The 17,610-nt window shown below is 53.7% G+C and carries 19 protein-coding genes; 7 read left to right on the forward strand and 12 right to left on the reverse strand.

The window, feature by feature from the left end; all coding sequences use genetic code 11:
* Positions 1–260 precede the first annotated feature (260 nt).
* Entirely contained in the window at positions 261–494 is a 234-nt protein-coding gene (locus tag MKS11_RS12040; RefSeq protein ID WP_004203141.1) for a hypothetical protein, read from the reverse strand.
* A gap of 268 nt (positions 495–762) precedes the next feature.
* Positions 763–1,521 carry a YdiY family protein gene (locus tag MKS11_RS12045; protein WP_004203142.1) on the reverse strand — a complete coding sequence of 253 codons (759 nt, stop codon included), beginning with the start codon at positions 1,519–1,521 and terminating at the stop codon, positions 763–765.
* Positions 1,522–1,877: 356 nt separating this feature from the next.
* Between MKS11_RS12045 and pfkB the strand changes: the two genes are divergently transcribed.
* The 3 genes from pfkB to MKS11_RS12060 all read left to right on the forward strand — a co-directional run bounded on the left by pfkB (position 1,878) and on the right by MKS11_RS12060 (position 4,166).
* On the forward strand, positions 1,878–2,810 hold the full coding sequence (pfkB, locus tag MKS11_RS12050) for a 6-phosphofructokinase II (RefSeq protein ID WP_284109544.1): 933 nt from the start codon (positions 1,878–1,880) through the stop codon (positions 2,808–2,810).
* A 93-nt stretch (positions 2,811–2,903) separates the two neighbouring features.
* Positions 2,904–3,188 carry a type V toxin-antitoxin system endoribonuclease antitoxin GhoS gene (ghoS, locus tag MKS11_RS12055; protein WP_004203147.1) on the forward strand — a complete coding sequence of 95 codons (285 nt, stop codon included), beginning with the start codon at positions 2,904–2,906 and terminating at the stop codon, positions 3,186–3,188.
* A gap of 105 nt (positions 3,189–3,293) precedes the next feature.
* Entirely contained in the window at positions 3,294–4,166 is an 873-nt protein-coding gene (locus tag MKS11_RS12060; protein ID WP_004203150.1) for a fructosamine kinase family protein, read from the forward strand.
* 43 nt (positions 4,167–4,209) lie between these two features.
* Here MKS11_RS12060 and tonB read toward each other — a convergent pair whose 3' ends face one another.
* On the reverse strand, positions 4,210–4,956 hold the full coding sequence (tonB, locus tag MKS11_RS12065; RefSeq protein WP_032431075.1) for a TonB system transport protein TonB: 747 nt from the start codon (positions 4,954–4,956) through the stop codon (positions 4,210–4,212).
* A 210-nt stretch (positions 4,957–5,166) separates the two neighbouring features.
* Between tonB and MKS11_RS12070 the strand changes: the two genes are divergently transcribed.
* Together MKS11_RS12070 and MKS11_RS12075 are read left to right on the forward strand one after the other, a co-directional pair.
* Positions 5,167–5,463 (forward strand): YciI family protein, encoded by a 297-nt coding sequence (locus MKS11_RS12070; RefSeq protein ID WP_002910042.1) that lies wholly within the window; start codon positions 5,167–5,169, stop codon positions 5,461–5,463.
* A 680-nt stretch (positions 5,464–6,143) separates the two neighbouring features.
* Positions 6,144–6,791 carry a YceI family protein gene (locus MKS11_RS12075; protein WP_072206868.1) on the forward strand — a complete coding sequence of 216 codons (648 nt, stop codon included), beginning with the start codon at positions 6,144–6,146 and terminating at the stop codon, positions 6,789–6,791.
* Positions 6,792–7,069: 278 nt separating this feature from the next.
* Here MKS11_RS12075 and MKS11_RS12080 read toward each other — a convergent pair whose 3' ends face one another.
* Positions 7,070–7,243, reverse strand: coding sequence for a YciY family protein (locus MKS11_RS12080; RefSeq protein WP_023290120.1), 174 nt, complete (start codon positions 7,241–7,243; stop codon positions 7,070–7,072).
* 143 nt (positions 7,244–7,386) lie between these two features.
* Here MKS11_RS12080 and cls point away from each other — a divergent pair, with 143 nt between their 5' ends.
* Both cls and MKS11_RS12090 read left to right on the forward strand, forming a co-directional pair.
* The gene (gene cls / locus MKS11_RS12085) at positions 7,387–8,847 is read left to right on the forward strand and encodes a cardiolipin synthase (protein WP_004203158.1); all 1,461 of its coding nucleotides are present in this window, start codon (positions 7,387–7,389) and stop codon (positions 8,845–8,847) included.
* A gap of 34 nt (positions 8,848–8,881) precedes the next feature.
* Positions 8,882–9,211: an HI1450 family dsDNA-mimic protein gene (locus MKS11_RS12090; RefSeq protein ID WP_002910079.1), complete on the forward strand. Its 330-nt coding sequence runs from the start codon at positions 8,882–8,884 to the stop codon at positions 9,209–9,211.
* Positions 9,212–9,274: 63 nt separating this feature from the next.
* Here MKS11_RS12090 and MKS11_RS12095 read toward each other — a convergent pair whose 3' ends face one another.
* The 8 genes from MKS11_RS12095 to MKS11_RS12130 form a co-directional block, all read right to left on the reverse strand.
* Positions 9,275–10,102, reverse strand: coding sequence for an ion transporter (locus tag MKS11_RS12095; protein WP_004203160.1), 828 nt, complete (start codon positions 10,100–10,102; stop codon positions 9,275–9,277).
* Between the two features lie 54 nt (positions 10,103–10,156).
* Positions 10,157–11,161: a murein tripeptide/oligopeptide ABC transporter ATP-binding protein OppF gene (oppF, locus tag MKS11_RS12100; RefSeq protein ID WP_002910083.1), complete on the reverse strand. Its 1,005-nt coding sequence runs from the start codon at positions 11,159–11,161 to the stop codon at positions 10,157–10,159.
* Entirely contained in the window at positions 11,158–12,171 is a 1,014-nt protein-coding gene (locus MKS11_RS12105) for an ABC transporter ATP-binding protein (RefSeq protein ID WP_004151853.1), read from the reverse strand. Before MKS11_RS12105 ends, oppF begins: the two co-directional genes overlap by 4 nt.
* An 11-nt stretch (positions 12,172–12,182) precedes the next feature.
* Positions 12,183–13,091 (reverse strand): oligopeptide ABC transporter permease OppC, encoded by a 909-nt coding sequence (gene oppC / locus MKS11_RS12110; RefSeq protein WP_004145396.1) that lies wholly within the window; start codon positions 13,089–13,091, stop codon positions 12,183–12,185.
* A gap of 14 nt (positions 13,092–13,105) precedes the next feature.
* A complete protein-coding gene (gene oppB, locus MKS11_RS12115; protein WP_002910089.1) occupies positions 13,106–14,026 on the reverse strand; it encodes an oligopeptide ABC transporter permease OppB in 921 nt (306 codons plus the stop codon).
* 85 nt (positions 14,027–14,111) lie between these two features.
* Entirely contained in the window at positions 14,112–15,746 is a 1,635-nt protein-coding gene (gene oppA / locus MKS11_RS12120) for an oligopeptide ABC transporter substrate-binding protein OppA (RefSeq protein ID WP_004203164.1), read from the reverse strand.
* A gap of 743 nt (positions 15,747–16,489) precedes the next feature.
* Complete coding sequence (locus tag MKS11_RS12125) at positions 16,490–17,137, reverse strand: YchE family NAAT transporter (RefSeq protein WP_002910095.1); 648 nt, start codon at positions 17,135–17,137, stop codon at positions 16,490–16,492.
* A gap of 213 nt (positions 17,138–17,350) precedes the next feature.
* Entirely contained in the window at positions 17,351–17,536 is a 186-nt protein-coding gene (locus tag MKS11_RS12130; protein ID WP_032425908.1) for a hypothetical protein, read from the reverse strand.
* Between the last annotated feature and the right edge of the window lie 74 nt (positions 17,537–17,610).

Here is a 17,610-nt window from a genome sequence, read left to right on the forward strand (position 1 = left end):
TTTACACATCATTGGTACGTGATTAAAGCCGCAATAGCATAAATGATGGCGGAATGCGGAGAAAACAAGAGCGGCGCGGATAAAAGCAGAATATCCGCCAGGAAGGGGCGATAATAATCACCAGCGAAGCCGGACGATATTATGCGGACAAACTAAAAGAGACGCGTTGATATTGCCTGCGTGATGTTTAGCGCGGGTCGTTAAACCGGTACCACTTTACCCGGCTTAATAGACTGCCCGTGAAGCAGTAGCCTGCGATATTAAGACCACTCGCCTGCCACCAGCGTATGCACATTAAAGGCATCGCTCATGGATTGTCCGGTGCTACGGGAACCGGGGGCAATATTCGATCCGGCCTCAACGTCGGTAGCTTTGGCGATACCTACCTGCGTATGGTCCTGGTTACCCGACGGCGGAACTGGCGTGGCGGCCGATGCGCCAAAGGAAAGCACGCACAGCGCCAGGGCTGCGATGGTAAATTGGCTTTTTTTCATGATGTTTATTCTCTTATTACGGAAGACGGACCGAACAATGTCTCCATTCGGTCAGTGGCTGTTAGTATAGATCCAGATCACATATTTGTCCGTCGAATATTTAGCTTTTCGTGTCAAATAGAATGAATATTTGTCAGCAAATGGAGAATAATGGAGAAAAAATGGAGGCCAGTTTCTTTTTATAAAAACTAAAACGAATTGCCAGAAAAAATAATGTCACTTATTGCTAAATCTAAAACGATCAGGCCGGGAACCCGGCCTGAAAATATTACATTTTATATCCGAGGGAGAGCGAGGTCCGGCGATCGGTATGCTCCGGCGCAGACGCCGGCGGCTCCGAGTTCCAGGTGACGTTGTACGCCACTTTCAACGCAAAGTGGGCGTTAATCGCCACGTTTAACGCACTCTCTGAGTTGACCGTGGTGTCCTCGGCGCCAAATACCGATACCCCTTGGGTAAATTTGGCGTTATCGGTCATCTGCCAGGCCCAGGTTCCGGAGGCGTAGCCCAGCGGTTGAGTGTCGGTATCCCCGTCGGTGTATTCGTCATAGCGGACGCCAGGACCAAATTCAAACCGCAGGCTGTGCACCGGTCCGTTGAGGATTTGACGACCATAGCCCGCCGTCAGGACATCGCGCTGCTGATAGCCGTTATAACGGTCGGTTAGCCAACTGCCCTGCCCAAAGACGTAATTCATATCGGTCAGGTTATAGCGACTACGACCACCGACTGCATATTTCTCTGAGGAGCGCTCATCGTTGGACGAGGTGTTGCTGGCGTTGCCCCACAGGGACCAGGCGGTGGTGTTGCCATACCAGGTCAGGGTGGAATCAGCCGTCATTGAGGAGTTCTTGGTGTTGCCGGACTGCGCCAGGTAACCTGCGTTGACCACCCCTTCGAACGGTTTTTTGGCAGCGGAAGGGTCATCCATGACGGTAAATACAGAATCATCGGCCATTGCGCCAACAGACGCAAAAAGCCCCCCCGCCAGCATGACCGCTGCGGGTACTGTCTTTAAAAGCTTCATTATAACTCTCTAAAATACATTTTTTTAGGACAGTACAAATGATGAACAGGCCTAACCATGCCGGCTCATTGAATTTAGCGTCCGTACAACATAAAAGAGACCTGTGGGTCCCGGAAACTTTCGCGAGGATCGCGGAGTGCAGGTCCTAAGAAAGGTAGCAAATTATAAAAAAGCACGAATAACATAGCAATCACTTACTCTTTCGTTTTTTGAATAAGACAGCTCCGGAAACAATCTTTATTTCATAATGAAAATACAGGCTTCTTTGCAAATCTCTCAGGGACAGCACTTTCCCTCCCTGAATCATCGTGCCATGCTTAAATAAAGCACAGTCGCCGTATTAAGGAGGAGAAGGAATGACCAAAATTTATACGCTCACGCTGGCCCCCTCGCTGGATAGCGCCACCCAGACCCCGCAGATCTACCCGGAAGGGAAACTCCGCTGCAGCGCGCCGGTATTTGAACCCGGCGGCGGCGGGATCAACGTCGCCCGCGCCGTGACCTTTCTCGGCGGCAAAGCCACCGCCATTTTCCCGATTGGCGGCGCCACCGGCGAGCACCTTGCCGCCCTGCTGGCCGATGAGCAGGTGCCGATCGAGACCGTCGAAACCCGCGACTGGACGCGACAGAACCTGCACGTTCACGTGGCCGCCAGCGGCGAACAGTATCGCTTTGTGATGCCCGGCGCCGCGCTGACAGACGATGAATTCCGCCGCCTGGAAGAAAAAGTCCTGACCATCGACCCCGGCTCACTGCTGGTGATCAGCGGCAGCCTGCCGCCTGGTATCAGCGTCGAAAATCTGATGCAGCTGGTTAAAAATGCGCAACAGCAAGGCCTGCGTTGCATTATCGACAGCTCCGGCGATGCGCTGGCCGCCGCGCTGGACGTCGGCAATATTGAATTAGTGAAGCCAAACCAGAAAGAACTCAGCGCCCTCGTGCAGCGCGATCTGAGCCAGCCTGATGACGTCCGCCTTGCCGCTCAGTCGTTGATCCAGTCCGGTAAAGTGCGCCGGGTGGTGGTCTCCCTCGGTCCGCAGGGGGCGTTAGGGGTTGACGCCAGCGGCAGCGTTCAGGTGGTGCCGCCGCCAATGAAAAGCCAGAGCACCGTCGGCGCCGGCGACAGCATGGTGGGCGCCATGACCTTGCGTCTGGCGGAAAACGCCAGCCTCGAAGACATGGTACGCTTTGGCTTCGCCGCCGGTAGTGCCGCGACCATCAACCAGGGTACCCGCCTCTGTTCGCAGGCCAATACGCAAAAAATCTACGATTATCTCTGCGGACGTTGATTTCCCCTGCCCCTCCGCGCCGGCGGAGGGGAGCCGCGAGATTTGCAGGATGGTCTATGCTGGAAAGGCCATACATAACAACGGGGTGTCGAGATGAGCAATGAAATTACCGCCTGGGTCGTCAGCGTAACCTTCCATGAGCAGGTGCTGACGGAGATCAATGAGGTCAGCAACCATTTTACCCGTGCCGGGTTTGTACTAACGCTCAATGATGAAGAGGGCACGCCCCATGAGCTGGGCACCAATACCTTTGGCCTGCTGAGCGCCCAAACAGCCGAGGAAGTGAAAGCTCTCAGCGCCGGCCTGGCGGAATCGGCCCTTGGCCGTCCGGCAGAAATCGCCGTCAGCACATTCGCCGAGTGGTTAAAAGCTCAATAAATGCGTTTAGCGCAACGGAAAGCGTCAGTTGTGCGTCAGTTCCAGGTTTACCCGGTAGTAATGCGCTAACCTTATGATATGGTGGAAAACATGGGGAGAGACAGCATGTGGCAAGCAATCAGTACTCTTTTACGCGATTGGCATACCGAAGACGCTGAAATCGAACTGAAAACCGAGCTGCCCGGCGGAGAGATCCATTCCGCCTGGCATTTGCGCTTCGGCGGCAAAGATTACTTCGTGAAATGCGACGAACGGGAACTCCTGCCTATCTTCACCGCCGAGGCCGATCAGCTGGAGCTGCTGTCGCGAAGCAAAACCGTTCGCGTACCGCAGGTCTTTGCCGTCGGCAGCGATCGCGACTACAGCTTCGTGGTCATGGAATACCTCCCTCCCCGTCCGCTGGATGCGCATAACGCTTTCCTGCTTGGCCAGCAGTTAGCCCACCTGCATCGGTGGAGCGATCAGCCGCAGTTCGGTCTGGATTTTGATAACGATCTTTCCACCACGCCGCAGCCCAACGCCTGGCAGCGTCGCTGGTCGGTGTTTTTTGCCGAGCAGCGTATCGGCTGGCAGCTGGAGCTGGCGGCGGAGAAAGGGTTGCACTTTGGCGATATCGATACCTTAGTCGATGTGGTACAGCAGCGGCTGGCCAACCATCAGCCGCAACCTTCGCTGCTGCACGGGGACCTGTGGTCCGGCAACTGCGCCTTAGGGCCGGATGGCCCCTACATCTTCGACCCGGCCTGCTACTGGGGCGACCGCGAGTGTGATTTAGCAATGCTGCCGATGCACCCGGAACAACCCCCGCAGATCTATGACGGCTATCAGTCCGTCTCGCCGCTACCGGCTGGTTTTCTCGAGCGTCAGCCGATTTACCAGCTTTATACCCTGCTGAACCGGGCGATATTGTTCGGTGGCCAGCACCTGGTGACAGTCCAGCAGGCGCTGGACGATGTGCTGATGGAAAAAACGCGTTAGACAAGGTTTACGGCGGACCTCACCGGTCCGCCGCCCTGCATTATCAGTTAATCTCGACGCCGTTGAGGCGGAATTTAATGGTCATCGTCACGCCGGTTCCCGGTCTTGCCTGCTCGTAACGCCATCTGCGCATCGCGCTTTTCACCTCGCGCTCGAACATATTCGCCGGCTGGGCGGAGAGGATCTGCAAATTATCAATTCGGCCATCTGGCGTGACGTCAAACTTCACCCGCACCGTCCCTTCAATGCGCAGCGCCTGAGCGCGCGTCGGATAGGTCGGCTGGACACGGCTGATGGCCCGCGGGCCACTCGGGGCAGTGACGGTGGGTTTGGCCGCTGCGGTGGAGGTGCTCGGCGCGGTGCGCGCTGGCGTCGTATTGTTGTTTTCAAACGGTGAAGCCGGACGCGGCTCCGCTGCCGGCTTGACGTCCCGCTTAGGCTGCTCAACCTTTTTCTCCGGCTTGGGCTTCGGTTTAGGTTTGGGCTTCGGCTTAGGTTCTGGTTTATGGATCACCACCGGCGCCTCTTTCGGCGGCTCAGGGACCACCTCAGGTTCCGGCTCTGGTTCGGGTTCAACAACGGGCTGCACGACGGGTTGCGCCGCCGGGGGCGGCTCAAGATCGGCCGGCGCCACCATGGTGATCTCTATCGGCTGCGTCGGGGAAGGCTGTTCAATAACCTGATGTACCGAGGTATAAAGCAACCCCGCCACAACGGCACCGTGGATAGCCACGGACAGCAGCGTTGGCCACGGGAAGCGGCGAGGTAAATCAAGGGTCATTGCGCTCATAATCGTTTCTGTTGAAAAATGATGCTCCGATTTTAAATGCAAATAGCAATCATATTCAATAAGCCGTCTTAACCTGAGTCAATTTTTGCCGCCATTTGCGGAAAAAAGCCGCGTCGGCAGGGCATTCGGCGCCGGGGCGCATCTTTGCATTGCAGTCCATCGTCGTTTAACTTAACGTAATTCGCCTGTTTATTGATAAGGAGCTTTGCCGTGCTTTACGTTATCTACGCTGAAGATATCGCCGATTCTCTGGAAAAGCGGCTCTCGGTTCGCCCCGCGCATCTTGCGCGTCTACAACTTTTACATGATGAAGGTCGGTTGCTTACCGCCGGACCAATGCCGGCCGTTGACAGCAACGAACCGGGCGCAGCCGGATTCAGCGGCTCAACGGTAATCGCTGAGTTTGAATCGCTGGAAGCGGCTCAGGCCTGGGCCAATGACGATCCGTACATTGCAGCTGGCGTCTACCGCCAGGTCTCTGTTAAGCCATATAAGAAAGTATTTTGAAAATACCCTTTTCTTTTTCTGGTTAACCGCAAAAACACACCAGGCCATCAGATGAAAGGGCGCATTTTTCTACACAACATTAAAATGCCGCCCTTTTTAACCGCACGAAAGCGCTGGCTGTTATCCGCCTGAGATGCCTGGAAGATGAGCACATCTCTTCCCCAGCGACGACATCATCGACCATCACCTCGCCTTTTGCGGCAACAGAAAATGCCGACCAAACGTCGACGCCCGGCATGATATTGAATGGCTAATATATTCAATAAGTCTGTGACAGAGATCTTGCATGGATCTATCGCTTGCTTTGCATGCCAGCGCATCCCGACATCGTCCGGTAAATCTTAAACACAGTTGAAAGAAGATCGTTAAAGAGAGAGGGATTCTCAGCAACAGATATTAACGCCTGGAGTAAATAAGCATGTATATCCGGTTCAGCTGACATAGGACCAAATATCGCCTATCTTGCTGCATTCAGGATCGCGGTGTCTGGAAAGCAACCGGAAATAAAAAAATGCGCTGATCCAGGCATATCCCATAGGGATGAACGTATAAAGATCACGTGACCAGATTTACGTTACAGAGGATTTTTTTAATGCCTATTAATTTCGTTAGGTAAAATTCACGCGGAGTGATTGTAGGGTTATTATTGGTTGGTTAAAATATTTGAACGGGAATAACAAATGTTTTCAATAAGCCCTGCATTTTTTTGGGCTACCATTTATGCACCTGACGCTTATGAGGATTTTTGTATGAACACCCTGAAAAAAACCGCATTATTTTCTCTGCTTGCCTTATATATTCCTGTATCACAGGCCGCTGCGACAGAATATAGCCTGGATCCACAGCATACTTCGGTTGTTATTGCCTGGAACCATTTTGGTTTCTCTAACCCTACCGCCTATATCTCTGATGTTTCAGGGAAACTTTCTTTTGACAAAGATAACCCAGAGAAATCCTCTGTGCACGTCACGCTGCCAGTCAAAACCATTGATACGCATGTCAAAGCGTTAACGGATGAGTTTTTAGGCAAAGAGTACTTCGATGTCAAAACGTATCCTGAGGCAACCTTTCAGAGCACCCGGGTGGAAAGTAAAGGCGGCAATAAATATGATGTTGAAGGTAACCTGACCATTAAAGGCATCACCAAACCGGTAGTATTGCATGCCACCCTGAACAAGCAGGACATGCATCCGATGGTGAAAAAGGAGGCCATTGGTTTTGATGCCACTGGGGTAATAAAACGTTCAGACTTCAAGCTTGATAAATATGTTCCGGCGGTGAGTGATAACGTAACCATCACGTTATCTACGGAAGCCTATGCCAAATAAATTTACAGCCACAAAAGCGGTGCATTTTAATCAGAGTGGTCACCCCGATAGTTAGCATGAAATTGAAAAACGATCGACAACCCCGCGCCCTGTTCAGGCTTCTGCAGGGCGGTTAATGTCTGTCGCAGAATAAGGAGTTCTGTCGGTAATTCCCCGTCATACCCTGACAGACATCGCATAGATATTTCAATAGGCCATCTGGCGATGTTAAAAGGGAGTTCAGCGCAGAGCTGAGAAAACGACAACGGCACCGGGCACGGTGCCGTTAGCCTGCTCGCTTAACAGTCGGGGAAAATAAACAGCAGTGCATGACGCTGCCGTTTCACCAGCCCCTTCCTGATGGCGAGGATCCGCATATTGCGGCGTGATTGGGCTTCCAGCCAGCGCGCTTTACGGCGATTCACCTGTCTCAGCATGCGCCAGCGCCCTACTTCCGTTCTACTACGCTTCATTGCAACGACTCTACGAGTGAAAACAGCCCCCATTATAAACCTCTGCCTGCGGCTGACCACCGCTTTCGCTGCGTTTTTATTTGCCAGAAAAATACTGATGCGTAAACTCATCACATAACGTCATTCAAAAGGATTTTACATCTATGACAACCTTTTACACGGTGGTGAACTGGCTGGTCATTCTGGGGTACTGGCTGTTGATCGCCGGTGTAACATTACGAATTCTAATGAAACGCCGCGCTGTGCCGTCCGCGATGGCATGGTTATTGATAATTTATATTCTGCCGCTGGTGGGGATCATCGCCTATCTCTCCTTTGGCGAGCTGCATCTTGGCAAGCGGCGGGCAGAACGCGCGAGGGCGATGTGGCCTTCCACGGCCAAATGGTTAAACGACCTCAAAGCCTGCAAACATATCTTCGCGGAAGATAACAGCCCGGTGGCCGAGTCCCTGTTCAAGCTGTGCGAACGGCGCCAGGGCATTGGCGGCGTAAAAGGCAACCAGCTGCAGCTGCTGACGGAATCTGACGACGTCATGCAGGCCCTGATCCGCGATATTCAACTGGCTCGCCATAATATTGAGATGGTCTTCTATATCTGGCAGCCAGGCGGCATGGCCGACAGCGTCGCCGAATCGCTGATGGCCGCCGCCCGTCGCGGGGTTCACTGCCGGTTGATGCTCGACTCCGCGGGCAGTGTGGCTTTTTTCCGCAGCCCATGGGCGGCAATGATGCGTAACGCCGGCATTGAAGTGGTCGAGGCTCTCAAGGTCAATCTGATGCGTGTGTTTCTGCGCCGGATGGACCTGCGTCAGCATCGCAAAATGGTGATGATCGATAACTATATCGCCTACACCGGCAGCATGAATATGGTTGATCCCCGCTACTTTAAACAGGACTCAGGGGTCGGACAGTGGATTGACCTGATGGCGCGCATGGAAGGCCCGGTGGCGACCTCGATGGGCATCGTCTACTCCTGTGACTGGGAGATCGAGACCGGAAAGCGTATTCTGCCACCGCCGCCGGACGTCAATATCATGCCGTTTGAAGAGGCCAGTGGACATACTATCCACACGATCGCCTCCGGACCGGGCTTTCCGGAAGATCTGATTCATCAGGCTCTCCTCACCGCCGCCTATGCGGCGAAAGAGCATTTGATCATGACCACACCCTACTTCGTACCCAGCGACGACCTGCTGCACGCGATCTGTACCGCTGCCCAGCGCGGCGTGGACGTGAGTATTATTTTACCGCGCAAGAACGATTCGCTGCTGGTGGGCTGGGCCAGCCGGGCCTTTTTCACCGAGCTGCTGGCAGCAGGGGTGAAGATTTACCAGTTCGAAGGCGGCCTGTTGCATACCAAGAGCGTGCTGGTCGATGGCGAACTGAGTCTGGTGGGTACCGTGAATCTGGATATGCGCAGCCTGTGGCTCAATTTTGAAATCACGCTGGTCATCGATGACGCCGGCTTCGGCAGCGATCTGGCGGCGGTCCAGGATGACTATATCTCGCGCTCGCGCCTGCTGGACGCCCGTCGCTGGTTAAAACGTCCGCTGTGGCAGCGGATCGCCGAGCGACTGTTTTACTTCTTCAGCCCGTTGCTGTAAAACGTGCCCATCAGATACCGAATGAGTAGCAATCATGGATATGGATTTAAACAACCGTCTGACCGAAGACGAAACGCTTGAGCAGGCATACGACATCTTCCTCGAACTGGCGGCCGATAACCTCGACCCGGCGGACATCATTCTGTTTAACCTGCAGTTTGAGGAGCGCGGCGGCGCCGAGCTGTTCGACCCGTCTGCAGACTGGGAAGAGCATGTGGATTACGATCTGAACCCGGATTTCTTCGCCGAAGTGGTGATTGGCCTGGCGGATACCGACGGCGGGGAAATCAATGATATCTTCGCCCGCGTACTGCTGTGCCGCGAGAAAGATCATAAGCTGTGTCATATTCTGTGGCGTGAATAACGCTGACCAGCCAGTGAAAAGCCTGCCGCGTTCCTCCCGGCAGGCTTTTTTTATGCCGAGGGTTTACTGCGGTAACGCATGGCCACAGGCGTGACAAAACCGGGCGTTATCGTCATGGTGGCCCTGCTGGCACTGCGGGCATACCCGCTGCTGACGCCGCCGGTTCAGGGCGCTGGTCATATGGGTGGTGATAAGCCCGGTCGGAATGGCAATAATGGAGTATCCGATCAGGATGAGAATGGAGGCCAGGATGCGGCCCAGCGGTGTATGCGGCGTGATATCCCCGTAGCCGACGGTAGTGATGGTTACAATGGCCCAATAGACCGAAGCGTTGAGCGTGGTAAAACCATACTCTGGCCCTTCTATCAGGTACATTAACGAGCCGAAAATCACCATCACAATGGCGATAAACGAATAGAACAGGATCAGCTGATGGCGCGCGCTGACAATCGCCCGCCAGAACACATTGAGCGAAGGCATAAAGCGCAACAGTTTGAGAATACGCAACGCGCGGATCGCCCGCATTGCCCGCCAGGCAAAGACATAATTGAGGCTAATTTCCGGCCACAGCCACATCACGTACAGCGGCAGGATGGTCGCTAAGTCAATAAACCCCCAGAAGCTGAAAATGTAGTGGAGCGGATTGGGCCATGTCGCAATACGCAGCAGATACTCCAGGGTAAAGACCGCGGTCACCAGCAGCTCCAGCCAGACGAAAATATGCCATTCATCTAATGTCAGATGATATTGCGTGCCCAGCCCCGACTCGACAAATATCACCACCACGCTGAGCAATGCGAAAAGTCCGCACAGACCTTCGAAGCGGCGGCCGGAACGTCGGTTTTGATCGAAAAGCAAATGATAAAGCCGCAGGCGAGCGGCAGAAAGCATACCCACTTCGTTAACCTCGCAAAAAAAAGGGCTGACCTGCGTCAGCCCCTGAGATTATAACGGGTCTACCTTAAGGCAGGAAACCGCATGGCGGAAGCTGCCTTCCAGCACCGGACGGGTTTTGGCGCACTCCGGTCCAGCGAGCGGACAGCGGGTGCGGAAGACACAGCCCGAAGGCGGATTAATCGGCGAGGGTAATTCGCCCTCCAGCAGTTGGATGGTTTTCGTTTTTTCGAGGTCCGGATCGGGGATCGGCACCGCCGACATCAGCGCTTTGGTATAGGGATGCAGCGGATTATGGTACACCTCATCGTAGGTTCCCAGCTCCACCGCATGGCCCAGATACATCACCAGTACGCGATCGGAGATGTGCTTAACTACCGCCAGATCGTGGGCGATAAATATCAGCGACAGTCCCATTTCACGCTGCAGCTGCTGCAGCAGGTTGACCACCTGGGCCTGGATGGACACGTCAAGTGCGGACACCGGCTCATCGCAGATAATCAGCTTCGGCTCGAGGATCAGCGCCCGGGCGATGCCGATACGCTGGCACTGGCCGCCGGAAAACTCGTGCGGATAGCGGTTGATAAGGTTCGGCAGCAATCCTACCTTCATCATCATCGCCTTCACGCGGTCGCGCACTTCCTGACGCGGCATCTTCGGATGATAGGTACGCAGCGGTTCAGCGATGATTTCTCCGATGGTCATACGCGGGTTCAGCGAGGCCAGCGGATCCTGGAAGATCATCTGGATATCGCTGCGCACGTCGCGCCACTCTTCCTGCTTCATGCCCAGCAGATCTTTACCCAACCAGGCCACTTTGCCATCGGTGGCCTTCACCAGGCCAATGATGGCGCGGGCGAAAGTCGATTTACCGCAGCCTGACTCCCCCACCACGCCGAGGGTCTCGCCTTCATAGAGACGCAGCGTCACGCCATCTACGGCTTTCAGCGTTTTCGACGGCTGCCAGAACCACTGTTTGCCATCTTTAATATCGAAATGCACCTTCAGGTCGGCAATTTCGAGCAGGACTTTTCGTTGTTCAGTTACGGCGTTCATAGCAGATCCCCCACCGGTTTAAAGCAGGCGCGCAGGCGGCCTGGCGCGAAAGACTCCAGCGGCGGCGCGCTGCTGCACTGTTCCATTGCATGCGGACAGCGCGGCTGGAATGGGCAGCCTTTCGGCAAACGCAGCAGGTTCGGCGGGTTGCCCGGAATGGTCAACAACGCATCGCCTTCGGCATCCAGACGAGGAACCGCATTCAACAGCCCAATAGAGTATGGGTGCGACGGCTGATAGAAGACATCGCGCGCCTGACCGTACTCCATGGTGCGGCCCGCATACATCACCAGCACTTTATCGCAGATCCCCGCCACGACTCCGAGGTCATGGGTGATCATAATGATGGCCGTATTAAATTCGCGTTTCAGCTCATTCAGTAACGTCATGATCTGCGCCTGCACAGTGACGTCCAGGGCGGTGGTCGGCTCATCGGCAATCAGCAGCCGCGGCCGGCACAGTAGCGCCATGGCAATCATCACGCGCTGGCGCATCCCGCCGGAGAACTCGTGCGGGAACATCTTCATGCGCTTGCGCGCTTCCGGCATTTTCACCGCGTCGAGCATTTTGACCGACTCCTCAAATGCTTCGGCTTTGCTCAGCCCCTTATGCAGCATCAGGACTTCCATTAACTGCTCTCCCACCCGCATATATGGGTTCAGAGAGGTCATCGGATCCTGGAAAATCATCGAGATTTGCTCGGCGCGCAGTTTGTTCAGCTCACGCTCGGGCAAATTGAGGATTTGCCGACCGTTAAAGGTGGCGGAACCCCCGATGCGACCGTTGGCCGCCAGCAGCCCCATCAGGGCGAAGGCGGTCTGCGATTTACCGGAGCCGGACTCCCCGACAATACCGAGCGTCTCCCCCGCCTGGAGGGTGAAGTTCAGATCATTGACGGCGGTGACATCGCCATCCGGCGTTTTAAAGGTGACGCGAAGATCTTTCACGTCCAGCAGCAGGCCGCTGTGACTCTGCGCTTGCGGCGCTTTTGCCGTTTCAATCATGGTCATGGCAGCGCTCCTTAGCGGTCTTTCGGGTCGAGGGCATCACGCAGACCATCGCCGATAAAGTTGAAACAGAACAGGGTCACCACCAGGAAACCCGCCGGGAACAGCAACAGCCAGGGCGAGACCTCCATTGAGTTGGCGCCATCGCTGAGCAACGCCCCCCAGCTGCTGAGCGGCTCCTGCGTCCCCAGCCCCAGGAAGCTGAGGAAAGATTCGAAGAGGATCATACTGGGGACCAGCAGCGAGGCGTACACCACCACCACGCCCAGCACATTAGGAACGATATGGCGCAGCACGATGCTCGCTGTGGAGACACCGCCGACCTGCGCCGCCTCAATAAACTCTTTGCGCTTCAGGCTCAAGGTCTGTCCGCGTACGATACGGGCCATATCCAGCCAGGAGACCATGCCGATAGCGACAAAAATCAGCAGGATATTCTGACCAAAAAAGGTCACCAGCAGGATAACGAAGAACATAAACGGGAAGGAGTTGAGGATCTCCAGCAGACGCATCATCACCGAATCCACTTTGCCGCCGAGATACCCGGAAAGCGAACCGTACAGCGTGCCGAGGATCACCGCCACCAGCGCCGCCGCCACCCCAACCATCAGCGAAATACGCCCGCCGATCGCCACGCGCACCAGCAGATCGCGACCGGAGGAGTCGGTCCCAAAGTAGTGGCCAGAGGCCATGTCCGGGGCATTGGACATCATGCCCCAGTCGGTATCGAAATAGGAGAATGACGACACCATCGGCGCGAAGGTCACGAACAGCGCAATGAGCACCAGCATAATCAAGCTGGTGACCGCGGCGCGGTTATGCATAAAACGGCGACGCGCATCCTGCCAGAGGCTACGCCCCTCCACTTCCAGCTTCTCACTGAAGTTTTCCAGCGCCTCGCTATTTTTCTTACTTAACATCATGGCGAACTCCGGCTTCAGTAGCGAATCTTCGGATCGATAACGGCGTAAAGCACGTCAACGATGGCGTTGAACAGAATAGTCAGGGCGCCCACGAGGATCGTCAGGCTGAGCACCAGCGAGTAGTCGCGGTTAAGCGCCCCGTTAACGAACAGCTGGCCAATCCCCGGCAGGCCGTAAATGGTTTCAATGACCATTGAGCCCGTAATGATGCCCACGAAAGCCGGCCCCATATAGGAGAGCACCGGCAGCAGCGCCGGCTTCAGCGCATGGCGCAAAATAATGCGGCGCATCGGCAGTCCCTTCGCCCGCGCGGTGCGGATAAAGTTAGAGTGCAGCACTTCAATCATTGAGCCGCGGGTAATTCGCGCGATGCTGGCGATATAGGCCAGGGAAAGCGCCACCATCGGCAGGATCATAAATTTCAACGCCCCGCCGTTCCAGCCGCCGCCCGGCAGCCAGTGCAGGGTAATAGCAAAGATCATCACCAGCAGAGGCGCCACCACAAAGCTCGGAATAACCACGCCGGTCATGGCTACCCCCATCACCGCATAGTCCCAGCGGGTATTCTGCTTCAAAGCGGCAATAACGCCCGCAGCGACGCCGATCACTACCGCCAGCAAAAAGGCAGCGAAGCCCAGTTTCGCCGAAACCGGGAAGCTGGCCGCCACCAGATCGTTGACCGAATAATCTTTGTATTTAAAGGAGGGACCAAAATCGCCATGCGCCAGCTGCTTCAGGTAATTGAAGTACTGCGTCATGATGGGGTCGTTTAAATGGTATTTTGCTTCAATATTCGCCATGACTTCCGGCGGTAGCGTGCGTTCCCCGGTAAAAGGACTTCCCGGAGCCAGACGCATCATGAAGAATGAAATGGTAATAAGAATGAATAGCGTCGGAATCGCTTCCAGACAGCGACGTAAGATAAATTTTAACATTGCCCGTACCTTCTGGCGTGTGCCTTTGCACTGCTCTCAAATAAGACACGATGGAGCGAGCACAGGCCCGCTCCACGTATTGCCATTAATGTTTGATAACGTAAAGGTCTTTGGTATAGACGTTATCCATCGGGTCTTTACCGGTGTAGCCACCGACCCACGGTTTCACCAGGCGGGCGTTAACGTAGTAATAGACCGGTACGATCGCGCTGTCTTTGTCCAGCTGCTGCTCTGCTTTCGCATAGGCTGCAGTGCGCTGCGCTTCATCGGATGCTTTCACGGATTCAGCCATAATCTTATCGAACGCCGGGCTCTTATAGTGCGCAGTGTTCATTGAGCTGTCTGAAAGCATGGTATTCAGGAATGAGGTTGGCTCGTTATAGTCGGCGCACCAGCCTGCACGCGCCACGTCATAGGTACCCTGATGACGGGTATCGAGGAACGTTTTCCACTCCTGGTTGACTAACTTCACGTCAATGCCCAGGTTTTTACGCCACAGCGAGGCGGCGGCAATCGCCAGCTTCTTGTGCAAATCAGAGGTGTTATAGAGCAGGTTGAAGGTCAACGGTTTATCGGCGCTATAGCCGGCTTCGGCCAGCAGTTTTTTCGCTTCTTCATTCCGTTTTTCCTGCGACCAGGTAAACCATTCCGGCTCGGTCAGTTTCGCGCCATCGGTATACGGCGGGGTGTAGCCGTAGGCCGGCAGATCGCCCTGTCCTTTTACCTTATTGGCAATAATGTCGCGGTCCAGACCCAGCTTCAGCGCGGTACGTACGCGCACGTCGGTGAACGGTGCTTTCTGATTGTTAATTTCGTAGTAATAAGTACACAGATACGGGTCAACGTGCAGCTCGTTCGGGATCTCTTTTTTCAGTTTCTGGAAGAGCTCGATCGGCAGCTGGTTATAGGTCATATCCAGCTCACCGCTGCGGTAACGGTTAACATAGGTCACTTCAGAAGAGGTCGGCAGCCAGGTGACAGTGTTAATAACGGTTTTGGCATTATCCCAGTAATGTGGGTTGCGCTCCATGACGATACGTTCGTTGACCACCCAGTCTTTCAGGGTGTACGCGCCGTTGGTGACGATATTGCCAGGCTGCGTCCACTTCTCGCCAAATTTTTCAATCGCTGGTTTGTAGACAGGAGACATCGCCGGGTTAACCAGCAGTTTATAAAAATAGGGTACTGGCTCGCTGAGGGTGACTTCCAGCGTGTGGTCGTCAATGGCTTTTACGCCCAGTTCGCTCGGAGCTTTCTTGCCGTCAATGATTTCGTCGACGTTCACGATATGACCATACTGCGGATAGCTGGCATAAGGAGACGCGGTTTTCGGATCCACCAGACGCTGCCAGCTATAAACGAAGTCCTGGGCGGTCACCGGCTCGCCGTTAGACCATTTCGCATCTTTACGCAGATGGAAAGTCCAGACTTTGAAATCTTTATTATCCCAGCTCTCTGCCACGCCAGGGATCGGGTGGCCATCTTTCGGCGAGGTATTCAGCAAGCCTTCGAACAGGTCGCGGCTAATATTCGCCTCAGGCACCCCTTCGATTTTATTCGGGTCCAGCGATTGCGGTTCGGCGCCGCTATTTCGCACCAGCGTTTGCTTATCCGAAAGCTGCACACCGGCCGGGACATCCGCTGCCATAGCCATATTGCCGGCCATGAGTGCGGATAGCACTCCCGCGGCGATCAAACGTTTTTTAGTGATGATGGTCATTGTGTTGTAACTCCAGTCATTATAATTACTGGTTTTTTAACCAGCCTGTTTTTTTCCCGTTTAGGGGATCTGTCCAGCGCAGGAGTGTTTGCGATTGGCAGATTGCTATCACCGACTTATTTATTACGACCGCTCGAACGGCAGTCTTAACGTCGATTCGTTCCCCCTCGCTGGGGGGCAGTTCCGGCATAGCGAGATCATTAAAAATGATTCTCATTTACGCACATAATTCAGCAGACGATAACGGCGGAAAGTACCAAAAGGTAAACACCTCCGCCAATGCAATTTGCAAATATGTTACCGGATTCTCTTTTATTGCCGGCTTTGCCAGCGTTACTCGCGGTTGCCACAAAACACCGATAGAAAAATATCATTATTAATCATTTAGTTATGATGCTTTCACCAGCCAACATACTGATCAACGACCGCAAGATGATTTTTTGTACAAAAATTTAACAATAGATTACTTTTTAGCACATTCATCTACAGCCTTGTTAAAATTACTAATATCATTTCGATGATCCGACAGCAAGTACCAGAGAATGATGTGAAGAAAATAACATCACAGGATGGGGAGACGTGAGGGGAATGTTAAGAGAAATATTTCATATATTAATGAAAATTATGGAATTAATAGCGATATCGCAAAATGTTATTCTTACCGCCGGTTACGCGCTGGCTAATAGGTTTTGCTAATAATCGCGAAGGCGAGAAGGGAACCTACCCGCCTGCGTGGCAACCAGCTAACTCAGCAGCCCCGGAAAGAGCGCTTTAATCCCCGTCACAATAAACTCAATGCCAAGGGCCATCAGCAGCAGGCCCATAATACGGGTGATAACGTTGATCCCTGTCTGCCCTAGCAGACGCACCAGCCACGGCGCCATGCGGAAAATCCCCCAGCAGCAGAGGGCAAAGACGGCAATCGCCAGTGAAAAACCGACGAGGTGCACCCAGGAGTGATACCGCGTACCCCACACGATAGTGGAACTGATTGCCCCCGGTCCGGCCATTAGCGGTAGCGCGAGAGGAACCACGCCGATGCTCTCCCGCACCGCCGTCTCCGACTTCTCCTGCTTGTTCTGCTTATCTTCACCGAGCTTACCGCTGATCATCGACATCGCGATGGTCACCACTAGGATGCCGCCGGCGATACGGAACGAATCAATGGAGATACCAAAAATCTGCAGAATGCCATCGCCGAGAAACAATGACGTCAGGAGGATGATCGCCACCGACAGGTTGGCGGTCAGGTTGGTCTTATTGCGCACTGCTGCCGGTTGGTAGCTGGTCATACTAATGAACACCGGAATAATGCCCACCGGGTTAACCAGAGCAAATAAGCCGATGAAAAACTTGAAATATGCAGAAAAATCGAACAGTGATTGAGTCACAATGGGCTCCGCAGCATCATCAAAATTGGCGGTTGACTGTTAACAGCATAAAATAACTGCGCGAAACATACGCTTTTTGCATGCAATATTCATTATAAATATGCATAACCCGGTGATATGTATCGAATGTTAGCTATTTGTAGTTTTAATGCTAATCGTTTTTTTAATTTCAAAACCCTCCCATTACACTTGATCGAACCGGTCAAAAAGCAGTCAGCTGAAAGGTATCAGCAGTGCCAATACTTGATCTAAATCACGTAATTTGTACTCAGAAGTGAGTAATCTTGATGACACCAACAGAGTGGAAGGCAGCAGTACCTGAAAGTTAAAAAGATAAAGCTTTTTTAGTAAATCGGTAAAACAGCGTCCTGATTTTCCTACATAAACATTTACATGCAAGCTGTTTACAGCCTGTCTATAATGTCGAATCGAGCGACTGATTTACTAAAAAAGTTTAACATTATCAGGAGAGC

This window comes from Klebsiella sp. K5-45 (assembly GCF_030128605.1).
In the GTDB taxonomy this organism is placed as follows: domain Bacteria; phylum Pseudomonadota; class Gammaproteobacteria; order Enterobacterales; family Enterobacteriaceae; genus Klebsiella; species Klebsiella quasipneumoniae.